Raw genomic sequence first — 20,088 nt, 5'->3', positions numbered from 1 at the left:
CTACTGCGCCAGGTGCCGGATCATCGCTACCGTCAGGTACAAGCGTGGCGCCACGCTGGCGATCTCCATGTACTCGTCGTCGCCATGTAGGCCCGCGCCGACCACACCCAGCGTTTCCAGCACCGCCGGCTTGTCGCTGTCGGGCACGTAGGCGTAGCCGGCGTCGGTGCCAAAGCGCATGGCGATCGGCTGCAACTGCCGATCGATCTTGCTGTAGAGCTGCCGCGCCGTTTGTGCCAGCTCCGTCGAGGCGTCGTTCTTCGCCAGTGGCGGGCGGCCTTTTTCCACGACCAGCTCGACCTGGGTATCGGCCACCAACTGTTTCTTGATGATCCGCAGGGCATCTTCCTGCACCCGCTCGGTCTCGCTCAGGTCGGAATAGCGCATGTCGGCCTCGGCGCTGGCCTGGGCGGGAATGATGTTGGCCTTTTCCCCGGCCTTGGCCAGGGTCCAGTTGACGGTGGTGCCCTTGCCCTTGTCGCCGAGGTCGTTCAACTGCAGCAACTGGTGCGCCAGCTCCAGCAGCGCGTTGCGCCCGGCTTCCGGGGCGGAGCCTGCATGGGAGGCGCGGCCCTTGACCTCGAGCTTGAGGCGGTTGATGCCGTTGGTGGCGACGGTGACCGCGTCCTTGTCCGGCGGCTCGTAGGAGAAAACGAAATCATGTTTGCGCGCCAGCTCGGCGATCAGTTGCCGCGAGCCGGCCGAGCCCATTTCCTCGTCCGGGTTGAACAGCACGGTGAGGGTGCGGTAGCCCTTGTACTGCTGGTCCTGCAGCAGTTTCAGCGCATGCAGGATCATCGCCACGCCGCCCTTGGCATCGGCCACGCCGGGGCCGTAGGCGCGGTCGCCGTCGATCCGCAACGGGCGCTTGGCCACGGTGCCGGGGCCGAACACCGTGTCGTAGTGGACCATCAGCAGGAAATCCTTGTCGCCGCTGCCCTTGAGGGTACCGACGATGTTGTCGCCCACCGAGGGCGTGGCCGGCTGTGTCGTGACCTTGGCGCCGAGAGCCTCGAGCCGTTGCACCAGTTCGCTGCCGACCTGTTTCAGGCCGAGCTCGGTACCGGTGCCGGTGTCCACTGCCACCAGGGTCTCGAGGGTTTTCAGGTAATGGGGTTGTTCGGCCTGGGCCTGGCTGAACAGTTCCTGGGGCGTCGGGTCGGCGGCCTGGGCGGTGGCGCAGGCCAGGGCAAGGGCCAAAGAGCAGAATCGCAAGGGCATGGGCAGGGATCTCGTTGTCGTGAACCCTTCAGCGTAGACCCTGCTACACGATCACCGCCAAGGCGATACTGTGCCCCGGTGCTCAGAACCAGCGGTCGTTGCGCTTGCGTCCGCGGGTCAGCGCCGGCAGGATCAGCCCGGCCAGCAGGCCGGCCCCGGCGATGCTGCCGCCATAGACCATGTAGCGCATCATCACCTGTTTGTTCTCGTCACCCAGGCGCGCCTGGGTGTCGCGCAGGGTCGACTGGCTCTGCGCCAGCTGCTCGTTGAGCGCCTTGTTGCGGCTTTCCAGTTCGTCGATCAGCGCCTTGCGCGAGTCGAGGGTTTCCTGCATGCCCTGCACGCGGTTCTTCCAGCTGTCGTCGATGGTCTTGAGCTGGCCGGACAGCTCGGCGACCTGGGCGTCGAGTTGCGGCAGGCGCTCGTTCTGGCCGGGCACCGCCTGCAGGTCGTTGCTGAGGATCCACACCAGGTCGCCGCTCTGCCCGCGCACCTGGCTGTAGTTGCCCTGGCTGGTCACCAGGCTGACCTTCTGCCCGGACTTTAGTGTACCGACGATGCGGTGACCATCGGTGGGGCCACTGCGCACGTAGGTGCTCAGGCTGTCGCTGACCCAGCGCGCGTCTGTGGCCGGCTCTTCGGCGTGGGCCGGGGCGGCGAGGGCGATCAGGGCGGCGATCAGGCCGCCGCGCAGGGCGGTGAGGGCAGGGGAAGCGGGCTGGATGTCTGGCATGCTGGTCTTCGCTGAAACAGGACGAATGAAGGCCCGATGACTGGGCCGGCGATCCGGTCGGGTGGATTGACCGTCAGCGAAAGACCGTTTTTTTGTAGGCAGGTTCACTGCCTGGCATAGGAAATGTCTGCAGGATGTTGCTGGCAGTACCGCGTCCCCGCGATGGCATCGGTTCAGACATTTTCTTTACCTGATCCGACACCATCGCGGGGCAAGCCCGCTCCCACAGGGGAAGCAAGCCTCAGGCCACCACCTCATAGCACGGCACATACGCCGCCCCACCGGGCAGCTTCATGCGGTGCTGGTCGACGAACGCCTGCAGCAGACGCCCGAGTGGGTCGAGGATCGCCGCGTCGCCGCGGATCTGGTACGGCCCGTGCTCCTCGATCAGGCGGATACCCTTGTCCTTGACATTGCCGGCAACGATCCCGGAGAACGCCCGGCGCAGGTTGGCCGCCAGTTCATGGGGCGGCAATTCGCGGCGCAAGGCCAGGTTGGCCATGTTCTCGTGAGTCGGGTCGAACGGGTGCTGGAAGCCCTCGTCGATCTTCAGCAGCCAGTTGAAGTGGAACGCGTCGTTGCGTTCGCGGCGGAATTGCTTGACCGTCTTGAGCCCCTCGACCATCTGCCGGGCCACTTCGGCCGGATCGTCGATGATGATCTGGTAGTGGCGCTGGGCGGCCTCGCCCAGGGTGGCGCCGACGAAGGCGTGCAGTTGCAGCAGGAAGGCTTCGGCGCTGCGCGGTCCGGTGAGCACGACCGGGAACGGCAGGTCCTGGTTGTCCGGGTGCATGAGGATGCCGAGCAGGTACAGGAACTCCTCGGCGGTGCCGGCACCGCCGGGGAAGATGATGATGCCGTGGCCGACGCGGACGAAGGCCTCCAGGCGCTTCTCGATGTCCGGCAGGATTACCAGTTCGTTGACGATCGGGTTGGGTGCCTCGGCGGCGATGATGCCCGGCTCGGTCAGGCCCAGGTAACGGCTGCCGTGCATGCGCTGCTTGGCGTGGGCGATGGTGGCACCCTTCATCGGGCCTTTCATCACGCCCGGGCCGCAGCCGGTGCAGACATCCAGCTTGCGCAGGCCCAGCTCGTGGCCGACCTTCTTGGTGTACTGGTATTCCTCGCTGCTGATCGAGTGACCGCCCCAGCACACCACCATCTTCGGCTCGACGCCCGGGCGCAGGGTGCGGGCGTTGCGCAGCAGGTGGAAGACGTAGTCGGTGAGGCCCTGGGAACTCTCGAGGTCGATGCGCTGGCTGGCCAGCTCGCTCTCGGTGTAGACGATGTCGCGCAGGGCGCTGAACAGCATCTCGCGGGTGCTGGCGATCATCTCGCCATCGACGAAGGCGTCGGCCGGGGCGTTGAGCAGTTCAAGGCGCACGCCGCGGTCCTGCTGGTGGATGCGTACCTCGAAGTCCTTGTAGGCCTCAAGGATGGTCTTGGCGTTGTCGACATGGGCGCCGGTGTTGAGGATGGCCAGGGCGCACTGGCGGAACAGGGTGTAGAGGCTGCCGGTACCGACTTCGCTCAGTTGCTGGACTTCACGTTGCGACAGCGTCTCCAGGCTGCCCTTGGGGCTGACGGAGGCGTTGATGACATTGCGTTGGGGCATCTGGTCTTTCCTGTGCGGGTAAAACATCCTTCTTGGACAACACCATACAAGCAAATGTGCGTGGCAACGAGGGGGAGGGTGAAAAAGCCTGGCTGACGATCGAAGGAGTGGGTTTTGTGGGAGCGGGCCGGCCCCGCGAAGAGGCCGGCAGTGCCTCGCGGGGCAAGCCCGCCCCCACGGAGGAGATCATGCCACCTTGAACACATGCCGCAGGTATGCCACGAAATTCTCGTCCCGACACTGGGTCTTGCCCGGGCTGTCGGAGATCTTCGCCACCGGCGCGCCGTTGCAGGCAGTCATCTTGATCACCATGTTCATCGGCTTTACTCCTGGGATATCGCAGGTGAGGTTGGTACCAATGCCGAAGCTGACATGGATCCTGCCATTCAAGGCACGGTACAGCTCAAGCATCTTCTGGAAATCCAGGCCGTCGGAGAAGATCAGCGTCTTGCCACGTGGGTCGATGCCCAACCGCTGGTAGTGGGCGATGGCTTTTTCGGCCCAGGCCAGCGGATCGCCCGAGTCATGGCGCAGGCCGTCGAAGAGCTTGGCGAAGTACAGGTCGAAGTCGTGCATGAACGCATCCATGCCGATGCAGTCGGTCAGTGCGATGCCCAGCTGGCCACGGTACTCGCGTACCCAGCATTCCAGTGCGGCGGCCTGGCTGTCGACCAGGCGCGGTCCGAGCTGCTGGTGGGCCATGAACCATTCGTGGGCCATGGTGCCGATGGGTTTGATCTGGTATTCGCGGGCCAGGTGCACGTTGCTGGTGCCGACGAAACGCCCGGGGAAGTCGCGCTTGAGGATATGCACCACTTCTTCCTGTACCCGGTAGGAGAATCGCCGGCGGGTACCGAAGTCGGCCAGTTGCAGACCGGCCAGCTCGTCGTCGCTGGCTTCGGCCCTGAGCCAGTCGAGTTTCTGGTACAGACGCTCGCCGACCTGCTCGATCAGCACTTCGCGGTAGCGGTAGCGGTTGCGTACCTCGCTGATGATCGCCAGCAACGGGATCTCGAACAGGATCACATGCAGCCATGGGCCGCGCACGCGGATCGCCAGTTGCCCGGCATCGTCCAGGCTGACCTGTACATAGCGCAGGTTGAAGCGGAACAGACTGAGGAAGCGGATGAAGTCCGGCTTGATGAACGGGATCTTCTCCAGGTAGGCCAATTGGTCGTGGGTGATCGAGACATCGGCCAACTGCTCGACCTGGTAGCGGATCTCGGCGAGGTAGGGCGCCAGGTCCTCGTCGTTGCGGCAGCGAAACTCCCATTCCACCTCGGCGTTGGGGTAGTTGTGCAGCACCGCCTGCATCATGGTGATCTTGTAGAAATCGGTGTCCAGCAGGTTCTGGATGATCCTTGGGCCGAAGACGCTGTCGCTCATGGGCGGTCCTCCTTGAGTTGGTCGAGCCGGGTATCGAGGGCCTGTTCGTCGGCACACAGGTGGATGCCGGTGCTGGTCATTTCGGTGCAGGCCGCCTGTGCGCCCTCGGCGCTCAGGGCGCGGCAGGCCGGCAGGTACAGCAGCACCTCGAAACCGGCGCGGCGCAGTTGCAGGGCGGTGGTGCGCACGCAGTAGTCCAGTGCCAGGCCGCCGACGATGATCGCCTGCACCTGTTGCACCTTGAGGAACTCGATGACGCCGGTGGAACGGCGCTCGGCCAGGTCGTGGTAGCACGCGCCATAGGGGTGCAGGTCGGGCTCGACGCCTTTCCAGACGAAGTAGTCGTAGTCGATGGGGGCGGGCAGTCCGGGCAGTAGCTCGAAGCCTGGCGTGCCGGGAACGCAGTGGCTGACCCAGGTCAGGTCGGCGTTGGCCAGGGCCAATGGTTGCAGCATCTGGCCCGGCTCGGCGACCACCCAAGCGGCGTTGGCCGGGTGGGCGTCCTTGCTGCCCAGGCGCAGCGAGGCGCGTTGGGCCATGGCGTTGAGCGCGGGGGCGATCAGATGGCCGCCGGGCACTGGCAACTCATGGGGGGCGTTGGCGGTGAAGCCGTTCTGCGCGTCGACATCGAAACTGGCGATTTTCATCGGAGGAAGCTCCTCGGCTGGAATGGTTATATATTTCACCTGGTGTATTAAGTGTGTCAAGATTATTTTTAGCCAGGCTATGAGGCTTGATCCATTTAATCGCCCTGGTGGAATATAGGCGAATCTTGATGAGGAGCCGTTGCGTGAACACAGCAGAAGTCCTGGCCAGTGTCGATATCGTCGCCCTGCGCCTGTCGCCGCACAGCCAGCGCCTGGAGGTGTTGCTGCACCCGCGAGAGCGTGAGCCCTACAAGGACCAGTGGGCTCTGCCGGGCGTCATCGTCAATGGCAGTACCGCGGACAACAACCTGGATGCCGCCGCCTGCCGGGCGCTCTCGGAAAAGGCCAAGGTGCGCCCGCGCCACCTGGAGCAGGTCGGCACCGAGGGCAATGCTTCCCGCGACCCGCGGGGCTGGACCTTGAGCACTTACTACCTGGCGTTGCTCGACCCTGCGGTTGTGGTCGAGGATCCGCAGATTGCCTTCTTCGATCTGCAACGCGTCCTGGATAACGAGCCGCCGTTGCCGTTCGATCATCGCCTGCTGGTCGAGCGCGCCCATGAGCGGCTGGCGGCCAAGGCCGTTTACACCAACCTGCCGTTGTACCTGGCACCCGAGCGGTTCACCGTGCTGGATGCGCTGGCCGCCGCGCAGGCGTGCCTGGGGCAGCCGGTCAACAACACCTCGATGCGCAAACGTCTGGAGCGCATGAAGAGCGAAGGCTGGGTGCAGGACACCGGAGAGAAGAACCAGCCCAGGCTGGGTCGGCCACAGCAACTGTACCGGCATACCCCGCAGGGGAGTGGGGCGTTCATGTTCGACCGGAGTCTGCTGGCGGGAGGATAGTCAGGACCGATCGCGGCCTCTTCCTGCAGTCGTCGAGTAGCGACTATCCTTGCCCCCATGACCAACCTGCCTCCTTTACGCCATCCTTGTCCACCGGGCGCCTGCGACTGCGGCCGCGAACGCCTGGCCGATGGCCCCGAGCGACGCATCCTGCTGCTCACCCGCGAGGAGGAGAAGCGCCTGGTCGAACGTCTGGAAAACCTGAAAGATCTGGAGGACCTGCAGCGCCTGCAGTCACGCCTCTACGAACAGCTGGGCATCCGCGTGCATATCGCCCCGGGCTTCAACGAAGTGCGCACCATGCGCGGCATCGTCATAGAGCTTGCGGCGCAGCCGGGCCTGTGCCGCAAGACCCGCCAGTCGATCCCCGCCGCTATCCGCCGGGGACTGGAGCGCAATCCGCAGGTGGCCTTCCGCCTGCTCGACGCCCATGACCTGCTGCGTGACGCCTGAACTTCAACGCATCGCCGCCAGCTTGATGCCGAAGCCTACCAGGCAGGCGCCGGCCAGGCGTTCGAGCAGGTTAGTGATGCGTGGGCTGGCGCGCATGCGCTCGGCCAAGCGGTGGGTGAGCAGCACCGCCACCAGGCCGTAGAGCAGGGTCAGGCCAGCCACGGTCAGCGCCATGAAGGCGAAGGTCACCACGCCCTGGTGGCGCACCGGGTCGATGAACAGCGGGAAGAACGCCATGTAGAACATGATCGCCTTGGGGTTGAGCAGGGTGATCATCATGGTCTGGCGCAGGTAGCGGCCGCTGGCCATGCCGCTGTCGCGCGGCGCGCCGCCGGGCTTGCTCAGCACCATACGCAGGCCGAGCCAGGCCAGGTAGGCGGCGCCGGCCCACTGCACCACATGGAAGGCGGCCGGATAGGCGGCCAGCAGGGTGGTGACGCCCGCCACTGCCAGCCACATCAGCACCTGGTCGCCGAGGATCACTCCGAAAGTAGCGGCCAGGCCGCCCTTGATGCCGCCCTTGCCGGTGGCGGTGATCAGGGCGAAGTTGCCGGGCCCGGGGATCGCCAGGAGGATAAGGAACGCGATCACGAAAGCGCCGTAGTCGGTCACGCCGAGCATGGTTAGTCTCCTGGGGAGGGCGGGCTGATCAGGATATATGCCATTATTCGCATCACTTGCAAAGCCACGACGGCACAGGGAGGTGAAGATGGCGTTCAGCGCGGATGAGCGGGCGGTGTTGCTGGCGGTCAAGGGCGTGGGGCCGACCGTGGTGCAGCGGCTCGAGCAGTTGGGTTATGACTCGCTGGCGCGACTGGCCGGGGCCGATGCCCTGCAGATCGTCAGCGAGGCGGCCGGGCTGGTGGGCAGCAGTTGCTGGAAGAACAGCCCACAGGCGCGGGGGGCGATTCAGGCGGCGATCGCGCGGGCCAGGGAGGTTGCTTTTTGATGGGCTCACGCCCCTCTGTAGGAGCGGCCTTGTGCCGCGAAAGGGCCGCCATGCGGCCCCGGCGATCTTTGCGCCATGCTGAAACCTGGGGCTGCTACGCAGCCCTTTCGCGGCACAAGGCCGCTCCTACAGAGGGGCGTGCAGGGCCTGTGGAGCAGCATAAAAAAGCCCCGAGGACCAAGGCCTTCGGGGCAAACGGTTGGGGGAGGAACCAACCAAAGGAGTCTTCACATCAGGGGGCGGTCAGCGCGAGCTGGCCACCACGTCGGGTTGCCAGCCGCCGCCCAGCGCCTTGTAGATCGCGACGATGCCGCTGTACAGCTCGACCTCGCCCTGGGCCTGGGCGTCTTCGGCGCTCAGGCGCTCGCGTTCGGCGTCGAGCAGCACCAGGTAGTCCACCGTGCCTTCGCGATAGCGCACCGAAGCCAGTTCCGCCGCCTTGCGGCTGGCGTCGCTCTGGCGCATCAGCGCCAGCAGGCGCTGTTGGCGCTTGCCGTAGTCGCTGAAGGCGTTGGAGGACTCTTCCAGGGCCAGCAGCACTTGCTGTTCGTAGTTGGCCAACGCCCCTTCGGCATCGGCCTTGGCCCCGCGCAGGCGGGCGCGCACGCTGCCCAGGTCGAACGCCGCCCAGGTGATGCTCGGGCCCAGCGCCCAGGCGTTGGCCGCTGAGGAGCCGATCTGCGAGCCGCGCGCGGCGGTGAAACCGAGGAAGCCGCTGAGGCTGACCCGCGGGAACAGGTCGGCGGTGGCCACGCCGACGTTGGCCGTGGCCGCCGCCAGCTGGCGCTCGGCACTGCGGATGTCCGGGCGGCGGCGCAGCAGCTCGCCGGGGTCGCCCACCGGCAAGGCCTTGGCGATGGCCGGCAGGGCCTTGGGCGCAAGGTCCACGCTCAGGGCGTCCGGGCGCTGGCCGAGCAGGGTGGCGATACGGTTCTTCGCCCGCACCTGTTCGGCCTGCAACTGCGGCACGGTGGCTTCGACACCCGCCAGGCGGGCGTCGGCGCGGACCACATCAAGTTCGTTGCCGACCCCGGTGTCGCGCAGGGTCACGGTAATGTCCCGCGACTGCTGCTGGGTCTTGAGGTTGGCCACGGCGATCTGCTCGCGCAGCTGGGCGCCGCGCAACTGGCCGTAAGCGTCGACCAGCTCGGCGATCAGGCTGACCTGCAGTTGTTGCAGGTCGGCTTCGGCGGCGGCTTCCTGGGCTTCGCTGGCCTCGATCTGGCGCTGGATGCGGCCAAACAGGTCGAGCTCCCAGGCCATGTCCAGGCCCAGGTCATAACGCTCGCTGTTGACCCGGCGTTCAGTTTGGCCGGGCACCTGGCCCTTGCCCAGATCGCTGCTGGCGCGGCTGGTGACCACGGGGATCTGGTCATTGGACGCGTCCTCGCGAATCGACCGCGCCGCTTTCAGGCGGGCAAAGGCCACGCGCAGGTCGCGGTTGCCGTCCAGCGACGCCTGCACCAGTTGGTTGAGCACCGGGTCGTCGAACTGCTTCCACCACACGCTTTCGAAGCGGCTGCGGTCGAAGGCCTTGGCCTCCAGACCGCTGTCCAGCTTGGCCGGCGCGGTGTCCGGCGTCTTGTAGTCCGGGCCCACGGCGCAGGCCGCCAGGGCCAGTGCCAGCAGGCTCGGGGTCAGGGGTTTGAGCAACTTCATGCGTGGTTCTCCAGCGCGACGGCGTGCTCGGCCTTGCGGGCCTGGCGACGCTCGACGAAACGGCGGATCAGGAAGAAGAACACCGGGGTCAGGAACAGGCCGAACACGGTCACCCCGATCATCCCCGAGAACACCGCCACACCCATGGCATGACGCATCTCGGAACCGGCGCCGGAGCTGAATACCAGCGGCACCACGCCCATGATGAACGCGATCGAGGTCATCAGGATCGGCCGCAGACGCAGGCGGCAGGCTTCAAGTACCGCGGCCAGCGGGTCGAGGCCCTTGGCCTGTTCATCCTTGGCGAACTCGACGATCAGGATCGCGTTCTTGCAAGCCAGGCCCACCAGCACGATCAAGCCGATCTGGGTGAAGATGTTGTTGTCGCCACCGGAGACGATCACCCCGGTGATGGCCGACAGCAGGGTCATCGGCACGATCAGGATCACCGCCAGCGGCAGGCTCCAGCTTTCGTACTGGGCGGCCAGCACCAGGAAGGCCAGCAGCACGCAGAGCGGGAACACGAACAGCGCGGTGTTGCCTGAGAGGATCTGCTGGTAGGTCAGGTCGGTCCACTCGAAGGTCATGCCGTTGGGCAGTTCCTCCTTGAGCAGCTTCTCGATTGCCGCCTCGGCCTGGCCGGAGCTGTAGCCGGGGGCCGCGGCACCGTTGATCTCGGCGGTGATGAAGCCGTTGTAGTGCATCACCCGGTCAGGCCCGGAGGTGTCGCTGACCTTGAGGAAGGTCGCCAGCGGGATCATCTCGCCCAGGTTGTTGCGCACCTTCAGCTGGCCGATTTGCTCGGCGTCGAGGCGGAACTGCTGTTCGGCCTGGACGTTGACCTGGTAGGTACGGCCAAAGCGGTTGAAGTCGTTGGTGTACAGCGAGCCCAGGTAGACCTGCAGGGTGTCGAAGATGTCATTGATCGCCACGCCGTGGGTCTTGGCCTTTTCCCGATCGATGGCGGCATCGACCTGCGGCACGTTTACCTGGTAGCTGGTGAACAGGCCCGCCAGCTCCGGCACGTTGTGGCTCTTGGCGATGATGTTCTGGGTTTCCTTGTACAGCGCTTCGTAGCCCAGGTTGCCGCGGTCTTCGATCTGCAGGCGGAAGCCGCCGATGGTGCCCAGGCCTTGAACCGGCGGAGGCGGGAAGATCGCGATGTAGGCGTCCTGGATATCGGCGAACTGTGCGTTCAGGGCTGCCGCGATGGCCGCTGCCGACTGGCTCGGGTCCTTGCGCTCGTCGAACGGCTTGAGCGGGGTGAACACGATGCCGCTGTTCGGGCTGTTGGTAAAGCCGTTGATCGACAGGCCCGGGAAGGCCACCGAATCGGCCACGCCCGGTTGCTTGAGGGCGATTTCGCTCATCTTCTTGATCACAGCCTCGGTACGGTCGAGGCTGGCGGCGTCAGGCAGCTGGGCGAAGGCCACCAGGTACTGCTTGTCCTGGGCCGGGACGAAGCCGGTCGGGGTGGACGAGAAGCCCAGGTAGGTCAGGCCCATGAGACCTGCATAGACGAACAGGGCGATGCCGCTGGAACGGATGACCCGGCGCACGCCGCCGACGTAGCCGTGGCTGGCGCGGTCGAAGAAGCGGTTGAACGGGGCGAACAGCCAGCTGCCCAGCAGTTTTTCCAGGAATCGCGAGAAGCGATCCTTGGGCGCATGGTGCTCCTTGAGCAGTACCGCGGCCAGGGCCGGCGACAGGGTCAGCGAGTTGAACGCCGAGATCACGGTGGAGATGGCGATGGTCAGGGCGAATTGCTTGTAGAACTGCCCGGTAAGGCCGGAAATGAACGCGGCGGGCACGAACACAGCGCACAGCACCAGGGCGGTGGCGATGATCGGGCCGGTCACCTCGCTCATGGCCTTCTGCGTCGCTTCCAGCGGTTTCAGGCCAAGCCCGATGTTCCGTTCGACGTTCTCCACCACGACGATGGCGTCGTCCACCACGATACCGATGGCCAGCACCAGGCCGAACAACGACAGCGCGTTGAGCGAGAAGCCGAACAGGTGCATCACCGCGAAGGTGCCGATCAGCGAGACCGGCACGGCCATCAGCGGGATGATCGAGGCGCGCCAGGTCTGCAGGAACAGGATCACCACCAGCACGACCAGCACCAGCGCTTCGAACAGGGTGTGCACCACCGCCTCGATGGAGCCGCGGACGAACACCGTCGGGTCATAGACGATGCTGTAGTCCATGCCTTCCGGGAAGTCCTTCTTCAGCTCGGCCATCTTCGCCCGCACTTCGTCGGAGATCTCGATGGCGTTGGAGCCCGGGCGCTGGAAGATCGGGATGGCCACCGCCGGCTGGTTGTTCAGCAGCGAGCGCAGGGCGTACTGGCTGGAGCCGAGCTCGACCCGGGCGATGTCCTTAAGGCGCGTGATCTCGCCGTTGGCACCGGCACGGATGATGATGTTCTCGAACTCTTCCTCGTTGACCAGGCGGCCCTGGGTGTTGATCGACAGCTGGAAGCTGGTCGAGCCCGGGGCGGGCGGGGCGCCCAACTGACCGGCGGCGACCTGGCGGTTCTGCTCGCGGATCGCCGCCACCACGTCGCTGGCGGTCAGGTTGCGTGAAGCGGTCTTGTTCGGGTCGAGCCACACCCGCAACGAGTAGTCGCCCATGCCGAACAGCTGCACGTCACCCACGCCACCCAGGCGCGCCAGCTCATCCTTGATGTTGAGGATGGCGTAGTTGGACAGGTAGAGCATGTCGTAGCGGTTGTCCGGCGAGGTCAGGTGCACGACCATGGTCAGGTCGGGCGAGGCCTTGTCGACGGTGATACCAATGCGCGTCACCTCTTCCGGCAGCTTCGGCTGGGTGCGGGTCACGCGGTTCTGCACCTGCACCTGGGCGTTGTCCAGGTCGGTACCCAGGGCGAAGGTGATGGTCAGGGTCAGCTTGCCGTCGGCGGTGGACTGCGAGGACATGTACAGCATGTTCTCGACACCGGTGATGGCTTGCTCCAAGGGCGCTGCGACGGTCTCGCCGATCACCTTGGGGTTGGCGCCGGGGAAGTTGGCGCGCACCACCACGGTGGGCGGCACCACTTCGGGGTATTCGCTGATCGGCAGCTGGAACAGCGAGATCGAGCCCGCGATCAGCAGCACCAGCGACAGCACCGCGGCGAAGATCGGCCGGGTAATGAAGAATTTCGAAAAGTTCATCGGTGTTGTCCCTTAACCGCGCGGCGCTTGGGCGCTGGCGACTTTGACATTGGCGCCGGCGACCTTCGGCGCCGGGTTGCTGGCCTCCAGGGCCTGGCGCTGCTGGGCGAGGGCGGCGAGGGTCTGCTCGCTGGCCATCGGCGTTTCCTCAGGGGTGACCGGCGAGCCCGGGCGCACGCGCTGCAGGCCCTTGACCACGATGCGGTCGTCCTTGGCCAGGCCGCTACGGACGATGCGCAGGCCTTCGAGCTTGGGTCCCAGTTCCACGGCGCGGTAGGCGGCCTTGTTGTCCTTGTCCATGACCAGCACGAACTTCTTGCCAAGGTCGGTGCCGACCGCTTCGTCGTTGATCAGCACGGCGTCGTACTGGGCGCTGCCGACCAGCTTCAGGCGCGCGTACAGGCCCGGGGTGAACTGGCCGTCGCGGTTGTCGAACACGGCGCGGCCACGGATGGTGCCGGTGCGCGGGTTGACCTGGTTGTCGACGAAGTTCATCTGGCCCAGGTGCGGGTTGCCGGTCTCGTTGGTCAGGCCCAGGTACACCGGGGTGCTCTGGCCGCGCTGGCCGTCGCGGGCGAGCTGGCTGTACTTGAGGTACACGCGCTCGTCGGCGTCGAAGTAGGCGTACACCTTGTCGGTGGAGACCACGCTGGTCAGCGGGGTGACGTCGGCGCTGACGATGTTGCCGGCGGTGAACTGGGCGCGGCTGACGCGGCCACTGATCGGCGCGGTAACGCGGGTGAAGCTCAGGTTCAGGCGGGCCAGGTCGAGCTGGGCCTGGATCGCGTCGACCCCGGCGCGGGCCTCGGCGGCGGCGCTGCTGCGCGACTCGGCCAGTTCCGCAGAAATCGCGTTGCTGTCGCGCAGGCGCTCGCCACGGCGGGCTTCGTTGGCGCTGCGGATGGCGGTGGCCTTGGCTTGTTGCAACTGGGCTTCGAGGCGGCGCACCTCAGCCTGGAACGGGCGTGGGTCGATCTGGAACAGCAGGTCGCCTTTCTTGACCTGGGCGCCTTCGGTGAAGCCCACCAGGTCGATCTGGCCGGACACCCGTGGGCGCACTTCGACGGTTTCCGGGGCTTCGAGGCGGCCGGTGAACTCGTCCCATTCGTTGATCGGTTGCTCGATCACCTTGGCGACGCTGACTTTTGGCGCGGCGGGAGCCTGCACGGCGTCGGGGGTGCGGCCGCAAGCGCTGAGCACCACCACTGCCAGGGCAGCGAGGGGAAAGCGCAAGGGTTTGAGTGAGTGATCCATGGAGAACTCCGCCAATGTATTAGTAGTGGGCGGAGTGTGAGTGTCTTGCGCGTGGTGCACGAATCAAACGGAGCGAAGGTTATTATCACGCGCAATGATAGGTCGAAGGATGTCATCGATCCGGACGCATGATTTCAAGGCAGCTTCATTCCCTGTGGGAGATCGCCCAGCCCTTTGGGCCACGCTGTCGCGCAGAGAACTGTCCACCTGTGGGAGCGGCCTTGCCGAGGCGTCGGACCGGTCGGAAAGGGTCGCGTAGCGGCCCCAGGTTCTTGGCCACCATCGAGATTGCCGGGGCTGCTGCGCAGCCCTTTCGCGACGCAAGGCCGCTCCCACAGAGACTAGCTAAATCAATGAGTTATGGGTTGTTCCATGAGAGCCGTGTGATACGGCTGTCAGCGCGGGCCGCCGGATGCCTTTTCGCGCAACGCCTTGGCCACTTTCGCCTCGATCTCGTACGCCGGTCCCTCCAGCGCCTGGTAATCCCGGGTATAGCGCCGGGCGAACTCCTCCACCCCCAGTTCCTGGTACTGCTGCACGTGCTTGAGTTCATGGGCCCACAGCGCCACGTTGTCCTCGGCATCGGCGCTGCGGCGGAAGATGATGGTGTCGATCAGGGTCACAGCGTTGACGTCCGGGTTCTGCAGCAATGCGTTGGCGGCGCTGATCTGTTGTTCATCGCCCACCCGGTAGCGCGCCGCGTCGAGCACGGCGAAGTCGTACCAGGGCTCGAGCTGGGCCCGGATATGCAAGGGGATCGGCTGGCTGCCGCTGGCGGTTGCCTCATCGCGAGCCTGGCGCAGGGCGAATACCAGGCTGCCGGTGGCCATACGCTCGACATCCTGCAGCACCTGGCCGCCCTGGTTGGGGTCGATGGGCGCGCAGAAGCACACCACCAGGCATACCGGGTATTGCCCGACCGGGCAACTCTCCTGGGCGAGGGCGGGCAGGGCCAACAGCAGTCCGAGCAGCGTGCTAGCGAGCCTCATCGAAGGCCCGTCCGACCAGTTTGCGGCTGGCGTCCAGCACCTGCGCCTGCACCGGCTCGCTGGCCAGCATACGGCCCACCACCAGTGCGCCGACGCACTGACTGAGCAAGGCCCAGGCCAGCTCGGAGTCGTCGAGGGTCTCGCTCCACGCCTGGTGCAGCTCCACCAGCCAGTGTTCGGCCTGTTCGCGCACCGGTCGCTCGGCGCGGGCGATCTCCACCCCCAGTGGCGGCAGTGGGCAGCCGCCCTCGGCATTGTGCAGGTGGGCCAGGCTCAGGTATTGCTCGAGCAGGCGCTTGAGCCGGGGCCGATCGGTGCCACGCTCGACCAGACGCGCCAACGGGCTGTTGGCCAGTTCGCGGCGGACGATCTCGCTGAACAGGTCGTCCTTGGACGGGAAATGGTTGTAGAAGGCGCCGCCGGTCAGGCCGATGGCCTTCATCAGCCCGGCCACGCCGGTGGCGGCGAAACCCCCGCGCTTGGCCAGGGCGCCGCTGCTGGCCAGTAGCTTCTCGCGGGTCTGTTGCTTGTGGTCGGTGCTGTAGCGCATGCGCGGAACCTCTTGGCGCGGGCTTGACGATAACGTGATCGTAGCATAGCGTTCGTTTACTAAACGATCATTCATTAATGGAGCGGTCCATGGCAGAACAACAAAAGGTCGTGCTGGTGATCGGGGCGGGCGACGCTACCGGGGGCGAGATCGCCAAGCGTTTCGCCCGCGAGGGGTATGTCGCCTGTGTGACCCGGCGCCAGGTGGAAAAACTGCAGCCGCTGGTCGATGAGATCCGCGCCGCGGGTGGTCAGGCCCATGGCTTCGGGTCCGATGCGCGCAAGGAAGAAGAGGTCGTCGAGCTGGTCGAGACCATCGAGCGTGATATCGGCCCGATCGAAGCGTTTGTCTTCAATATTGGCGCCAATGTTCCCTGCAGCATTCTCGAGGAAACCCCGCGCAAGTACTTCAAGATCTGGGAAATGGCCTGCTTCGCCGGCTTTCTCACCGCCCAGGCGGTCGCCCGGCGCATGGTCACCCGCGAACGCGGCACCATCCTCTTCACCGGCGCCACCGCCGGCACCCGTGGCGCGGCCGGTTTCGCCGCCTTCGCCGGGGCCAAGCACGGCTTGCGAGCCTTGGCCCAGAGCATGGCGCGCGAGCTTGGGCCGCGCAACATCCATGTCGCCCATGTGGTGGTCGACGGCGCCATCGACACCGCGTTCATCCGCGACAGCTTCCCCGAACGTTATGCGCTCAAGGACCAGGACGGCATCCTGGACCCTGCGCACATCGCCGACAGCTACTGGTTCCTGCATGCCCAGCCACGGGATGCCTGGACCTTTGAACTTGACCTGCGCCCGTGGATGGAGCGCTGGTAAGTCCCACCCTCATACAAGGAACGAATCATGAGCAAGACCGTCGAGTTCTTCCTGGACCTGGGCAGCCCGGCCACTTACCTGGCCTCGACCCAGCTACCCGCCCTGTGCGCGCGTCACGGGGCGCGGTTGGTGTACAAGCCGATTCTGCTGGGCGGGGTGTTCCAGGCCACCGGCAACGCCTCGCCGGTCATGGTGCCGGCCAAGGGGCGCTATATGCGCATCGACCTCAAGCGCTACGCCGACCGCTATGGCGTGCCCCTGACCCTGCCGCCAGGGTTTCCGGTAAACACCCTGAACCTGATGCGCGGGCTGATCGGCGTCCAGTTGTTTGCCGAAGCGCGATTCGAGGCGCTGTTGAAGGTGCTGTTCGAGGGGCTGTTCGTGCACGGACGCAATCTGGGAGACCCTGCGGTATTGGGTGAGACCTTGGCCGCAGGAGGCTTCGAGGCCGAGATGTTCCAGGAGCTGGCCGTGCGCCCCGAGGTCAAGGACGCCTTGCGCAAAGCTACCGAGGAGGCGGTCGAACGTGGCGTGTTCGGGGCGCCGACATTCTTCGTCGACGGGCAGATGTTCTTCGGCCAGGACCGGCTGGATTTCGTCGAGCAGGCTTTGGTCAGGCAGGCTTGATGATCTGGGCCATGCCGCTCTCATGGAGCAATCCGTAACTCATTGATTTAGCTAGACCCTGTGGGAGCGGCCTTGTGTCGCGAAAGGGCCGCAAAGCGGCCCCGGCGATCTTTGCATGAGCGCTGGAATCCTGGGGCTGCTGCGCAGCCCTTTCGCGACACAAGGCCGCTCCCACAGGGGGACAGTTCCCTGCGCGACAGCGTGGCCCGAGGGGTTGGGCAGTCTCCTACAGGGATTGCTCACGGGTCAGATCAACAGTCGTTCTACCTGAACGCGCTCCCAGAGGCTCAGGTGATCCACTGGATTGGTGCCGTAGCGGTGCCAGTCGTCCAGCGTGCCCTGGCGCCCATCCGGGCTCTGGCAGTGGCTGCAGTGGGCCAGGCCTTCGCCGTCCAGCACCAGGGTCAGGTACCAGTCGTCTACCTGCACCTCGATCTGCTCACCGTGTAGGCGGGCGACCGTCACCAACGGCCGCACGCCGAGTGCGGCGTCGCGCAGGCACTGGTAAGCCTCGCGGCTGGCGACGGTGGTCACGGGCAGGTCAGAAGTTCGCCGGGGTATTGGCGCTGATGATCTCGGCCTCGTCGGGGCCGATGTTCTTGAAGGTGTGGGGCAGGGTGGTGGGGATGTAGTAACCATCGCCGGCGTTAAGCACGCTGACTTGGCCATCGACCCACAGCTCCATCGTGCCACGGGTGACCAGGCCGCATTCCTCGCCTTCGGCGTGGATGATCGGCTCGCCGGAATCGGCACCCGGTGCGTACAGCTCGCGCAGCATGCGCATCTGGCGGCCTTCGACGCTGGCACCGACCAGCAGCATGCGCAGGCCGTTGCGGCCCAGGTCGGGCTGCTCGCCGCCACGGAACACGTAGCGCTCCTCGCGCACCGGCTCGTCGAAGCTGAAGAATTCTGCCAGGGACATGGGGATCCCTTCGAGCAGTTTCTTGAGGGAACTGACCGAAGGGCTGACCCGGTTCTGCTCGATCTGCGAGATCGTCGAGTTGGTCAGGCCGCTGCGGCGGGCCAGTTCCCGTTGGGAGAGGTTGTTGCGTTCACGCACCAGTTTGAGTCGTGTCCCCGTGTCCATAGCCGCCTTGTTTGCAGAGGTGTCAAAAATAATGGGCGAGGCATTAAAACACACTCTGCAGGCTTGCGCGCTGTGCGTCTCAGTGACGCTGGTCGCTCGCTGCCGGCCACAGCCCTACCAGCAACAGCAGGGCACCGACGGCGAGGAACGGCAGGCGCGGGTCGAGGGCGTAGACCAGGGTGCCGGCCAGCGGCCCGATCACCGCGCCCATGCCCTGGGCGGCGCCGATCGAGCCGGCCGTGGCGCCCTGTTCGCTGGCGTGCATGGCGTTGGCCGCCAGGGCGGAGAATGCCGGGAAGACGAAGCCCATGCCAAACGCGGCGACGAAGAATGCGCTCCACAGCCAGGGGGCGTGGGTCGCCAGCGCCGCGGCGGCGAAGCCCAGGCCGGAGATGCTGGCGCCGACACGGATCATTTTCGCCGGCGGCCACTCGAGCCTGCGCAGGAACACCTGCGCCAGCATCAGCGCCACGCCCACGCAGGTCAGGGCGATGCCCGCGGCCTGGGCGGCGTCGCCGGCCTCCAGGCGCAGGCGATCGAGGGCGAAGAAACCGACGGCGATCTGCGACACGGTGATGCTCAGCATGGCGCTGAAGGCCACCAGCAACGGGCGGCGCAGGCGTGGATCGGACAGGCGCACCGGATTGGGCGCATGGACGTGTGCCAGTGGCTGGGGCTTGAGCTTGAACAGCAGCACCACGAACGCCGTGGCCGGCAGCAGCGACATGGCATAGAACGGCAGGCTCAGGCTGTAGCGCGACAGCAGCGCGGCCAGTGCCGGCCCGACCACCAGGCCGACGGCATTGGCCGCGCCCAGCGAGGCCATGGCCCGGGCCCGGCGCTGGGGCTCGACATGGTCGGCGATCAGCGCGTTGCCACCTACCGGCAGCGCAGCATAGAAGGCACCGATCAGGCCGCGGGCCAGCATCAGCCCGAAGAACGCCACGCTCGCGCCAGGCAGCCAGCGCAATGCGCCGTCGATGAACAGGCACAGCACCCAATAGGCCAGGGTGAAGCCGCCACTGCCCAGCAGCAGCACGCGGCGCCGGCCATAGCGGTCGGCCAGGCGCCCCCAGGGCCGGGCCAGCAGCACCCAGACCACGCCGGCCACGGTCACCGCCGCGCCGGCCTGCCAGGTGGCCATACCCAGCAGGCGGGCGATGGGGCCGATCAGGGCGACGAAGGCCATCATCGACATGGTGCAGGCCATGTTCACCAGCATCAGTGGACGCAGGTCCAGCGTGCTGGCCGGGGTCAAAGCGGCAGGGTCCTTTGCGACGTTCATTAGGCAGTCCGGGGCAGTTCGACGAAATGAGCGCCAATGTTAGTAATAATTATTTACATATGTCGACCCCGGCAGTGCTCATTCACCGCGGCGCAGCGGGCCTGGCCACATGCTACGCAAGACGCCGTCGCGGCGCACCAGGGCATGCACCAAAGCCGCGCCCAGGTGCAGCAACACGGTGGCGAACAGCAGGTAGCCTGCCCAGCCGTGGCCCTGGCGCAGCACGGCATACAGTTGCAAGTCGTGGGGCGCAATGGCGGGCAGTTGCAGGGGCCGCGGATAGCCACCGGCCGAAAGCATCGCCCAGCCGAGCAGCGGCATGGCCAGCATCAGGCCGTACAGCAACAGGTGCGAGGCGCCGGCGGCCAGCCGTTGCAGCCGGGGCAGGTCGCCGGGCAGCGGCGGGTGTGGCAGGCCCAGGCGCAGGGCGATGCGCAGGATCGCCAGCACCAGCAAGGCCAAGCCGGTCGCCTTGTGCAGCTCGACCAGCAGCGGATGCCGTGGCGACAGGTCGCCGATCATGTTCACGCCGATGAACAGCATGGCCAGGATCAGCGCGGCCATCAGCCAGTGCAGCAGGCGGGCCAGGGGATGGAAGGCGGTGGGGGTCATGGGCGGGCTCCTTCGCTCAGTGTTTCGTGGCTACGGCGGTTGAACGACACCGAATAGGCGGCCGAACGGGCGGCGAGGATCGGGTCGGCGGACGGCTCGATGCCGTGGGGCAGGATCAGCGGGTCGAAGTTCAGGTCGCGGCAGGCGCCCTGTTCGGGGCCGTCCACCCGCTCCAGCAC

Annotated in this window: 20 protein-coding genes and 1 pseudogene; 5 read left to right on the top strand and 16 right to left on the bottom strand. The window is 66.0% G+C overall.

Features of this window, described 5'->3' with window-relative positions; translation table 11 throughout:
• From DMX06_RS17775 to DMX06_RS17755, 5 genes are all read right to left on the bottom strand, one after another.
• Entirely contained in the window at positions 1 to 1,221 is a 1,221-nt protein-coding gene (locus tag DMX06_RS17775) for a M20/M25/M40 family metallo-hydrolase (protein ID WP_110738650.1), read from the bottom strand.
• Positions 1,222 to 1,303: 82 nt separating this feature from the next.
• Positions 1,304 to 1,954 carry a TIGR04211 family SH3 domain-containing protein gene (locus DMX06_RS17770; protein ID WP_110738649.1) on the bottom strand — a complete coding sequence of 217 codons (651 nt, stop codon included), beginning with the start codon at positions 1,952 to 1,954 and terminating at the stop codon, positions 1,304 to 1,306.
• Between the two features lie 241 nt (positions 1,955 to 2,195).
• Positions 2,196 to 3,569 (bottom strand): nucleotide 5'-monophosphate nucleosidase PpnN, encoded by a 1,374-nt coding sequence (ppnN, locus tag DMX06_RS17765; protein ID WP_110738648.1) that lies wholly within the window; start codon positions 3,567 to 3,569, stop codon positions 2,196 to 2,198.
• A 186-nt stretch (positions 3,570 to 3,755) separates the two neighbouring features.
• Positions 3,756 to 4,955 (bottom strand): nicotinate phosphoribosyltransferase, encoded by a 1,200-nt coding sequence (gene pncB, locus DMX06_RS17760; RefSeq protein ID WP_110738647.1) that lies wholly within the window; start codon positions 4,953 to 4,955, stop codon positions 3,756 to 3,758.
• On the bottom strand, positions 4,952 to 5,602 hold the full coding sequence (locus tag DMX06_RS17755; protein WP_110738646.1) for a nicotinamidase: 651 nt from the start codon (positions 5,600 to 5,602) through the stop codon (positions 4,952 to 4,954). The genes pncB and DMX06_RS17755 overlap by 4 nt, the downstream gene beginning before the upstream one ends.
• 143 nt (positions 5,603 to 5,745) lie before the next feature.
• Here DMX06_RS17755 and DMX06_RS17750 point away from each other — a divergent pair, with 143 nt between their 5' ends.
• On the top strand, positions 5,746 to 6,447 hold the full coding sequence (locus tag DMX06_RS17750) for an NUDIX hydrolase (RefSeq protein ID WP_110738645.1): 702 nt from the start codon (positions 5,746 to 5,748) through the stop codon (positions 6,445 to 6,447).
• Positions 6,448 to 6,504: 57 nt separating this feature from the next.
• Entirely contained in the window at positions 6,505 to 6,900 is a 396-nt protein-coding gene (locus DMX06_RS17745; RefSeq protein ID WP_028689374.1) for a hypothetical protein, read from the top strand.
• Positions 6,901 to 6,903: 3 nt separating this feature from the next.
• Here the strand turns inward: DMX06_RS17745 and DMX06_RS17740 are convergent, their stop codons facing one another.
• Positions 6,904 to 7,521 (bottom strand): LysE family transporter, encoded by a 618-nt coding sequence (locus DMX06_RS17740; protein WP_110738644.1) that lies wholly within the window; start codon positions 7,519 to 7,521, stop codon positions 6,904 to 6,906.
• Between the two features lie 88 nt (positions 7,522 to 7,609).
• Between DMX06_RS17740 and DMX06_RS17735 the strand changes: the two genes are divergently transcribed.
• Positions 7,610 to 7,849, top strand: coding sequence for a helix-hairpin-helix domain-containing protein (locus DMX06_RS17735; RefSeq protein WP_110738643.1), 240 nt, complete (start codon positions 7,610 to 7,612; stop codon positions 7,847 to 7,849).
• A gap of 243 nt (positions 7,850 to 8,092) precedes the next feature.
• Here the strand turns inward: DMX06_RS17735 and DMX06_RS17730 are convergent, their stop codons facing one another.
• From DMX06_RS17730 to DMX06_RS17710, 5 genes are all read right to left on the bottom strand, one after another.
• Positions 8,093 to 9,508: an efflux transporter outer membrane subunit gene (locus tag DMX06_RS17730; RefSeq protein WP_110738642.1), complete on the bottom strand. Its 1,416-nt coding sequence runs from the start codon at positions 9,506 to 9,508 to the stop codon at positions 8,093 to 8,095.
• Positions 9,505 to 12,684 carry an efflux RND transporter permease subunit gene (locus DMX06_RS17725; RefSeq protein ID WP_110738641.1) on the bottom strand — a complete coding sequence of 1,060 codons (3,180 nt, stop codon included), beginning with the start codon at positions 12,682 to 12,684 and terminating at the stop codon, positions 9,505 to 9,507. The genes DMX06_RS17730 and DMX06_RS17725 overlap by 4 nt, the downstream gene beginning before the upstream one ends.
• Before the next feature lie 12 nt (positions 12,685 to 12,696).
• Complete coding sequence (mexE, locus tag DMX06_RS17720; protein ID WP_110738640.1) at positions 12,697 to 13,938, bottom strand: multidrug efflux RND transporter periplasmic adaptor subunit MexE; 1,242 nt, start codon at positions 13,936 to 13,938, stop codon at positions 12,697 to 12,699.
• 395 nt (positions 13,939 to 14,333) lie between these two features.
• Positions 14,334 to 14,927, bottom strand: a complete 594-nt coding sequence (locus DMX06_RS17715; protein WP_110738639.1) for an eCIS core domain-containing protein — start codon at positions 14,925 to 14,927, stop codon at positions 14,334 to 14,336.
• On the bottom strand, positions 14,914 to 15,477 hold the full coding sequence (locus DMX06_RS17710) for a TetR/AcrR family transcriptional regulator (RefSeq protein ID WP_110738638.1): 564 nt from the start codon (positions 15,475 to 15,477) through the stop codon (positions 14,914 to 14,916). The genes DMX06_RS17715 and DMX06_RS17710 overlap by 14 nt, the downstream gene beginning before the upstream one ends.
• A gap of 89 nt (positions 15,478 to 15,566) precedes the next feature.
• Here DMX06_RS17710 and DMX06_RS17705 point away from each other — a divergent pair, with 89 nt between their 5' ends.
• Positions 15,567 to 16,298, top strand: coding sequence for an SDR family oxidoreductase (locus tag DMX06_RS17705; RefSeq protein WP_110738637.1), 732 nt, complete (start codon positions 15,567 to 15,569; stop codon positions 16,296 to 16,298).
• A gap of 27 nt (positions 16,299 to 16,325) precedes the next feature.
• The gene (locus tag DMX06_RS17700; protein WP_110738636.1) at positions 16,326 to 16,925 is read left to right on the top strand and encodes a 2-hydroxychromene-2-carboxylate isomerase; all 600 of its coding nucleotides are present in this window, start codon (positions 16,326 to 16,328) and stop codon (positions 16,923 to 16,925) included.
• Positions 16,926 to 17,171: 246 nt separating this feature from the next.
• Here the strand turns inward: DMX06_RS17700 and DMX06_RS17695 are convergent, their stop codons facing one another.
• The 5 genes and pseudogenes from DMX06_RS17695 to DMX06_RS17675 form a co-directional block, all read right to left on the bottom strand.
• The gene (locus tag DMX06_RS17695; RefSeq protein WP_110738635.1) at positions 17,172 to 17,459 is read right to left on the bottom strand and encodes a DUF7693 family protein; all 288 of its coding nucleotides are present in this window, start codon (positions 17,457 to 17,459) and stop codon (positions 17,172 to 17,174) included.
• Between the two features lie 7 nt (positions 17,460 to 17,466).
• The gene (locus DMX06_RS17690; protein WP_110738634.1) at positions 17,467 to 18,012 is read right to left on the bottom strand and encodes a cupin domain-containing protein; all 546 of its coding nucleotides are present in this window, start codon (positions 18,010 to 18,012) and stop codon (positions 17,467 to 17,469) included.
• Between the two features lie 79 nt (positions 18,013 to 18,091).
• Complete coding sequence (locus tag DMX06_RS17685; RefSeq protein ID WP_110738633.1) at positions 18,092 to 19,297, bottom strand: MFS transporter; 1,206 nt, start codon at positions 19,295 to 19,297, stop codon at positions 18,092 to 18,094.
• Between the two features lie 78 nt (positions 19,298 to 19,375).
• Positions 19,376 to 19,909 carry a cytochrome b gene (locus DMX06_RS17680; protein WP_110738632.1) on the bottom strand — a complete coding sequence of 178 codons (534 nt, stop codon included), beginning with the start codon at positions 19,907 to 19,909 and terminating at the stop codon, positions 19,376 to 19,378.
• Positions 19,906 to 20,088, bottom strand: a pseudogene (locus DMX06_RS17675) (catalase); the annotation flags it as partial. The gene DMX06_RS17680 and the pseudogene DMX06_RS17675, both read right to left, overlap by 4 nt.

The sequence above is a fragment of the Pseudomonas mosselii genome, from assembly GCF_003205295.1.
GTDB lineage: Bacteria > Pseudomonadota > Gammaproteobacteria > Pseudomonadales > Pseudomonadaceae > Aquipseudomonas > Aquipseudomonas mosselii_B.
The sequence above is the reverse complement of the archived record's forward strand: the minus strand, read 5'-3'. Positions and strand labels throughout refer to the sequence as shown.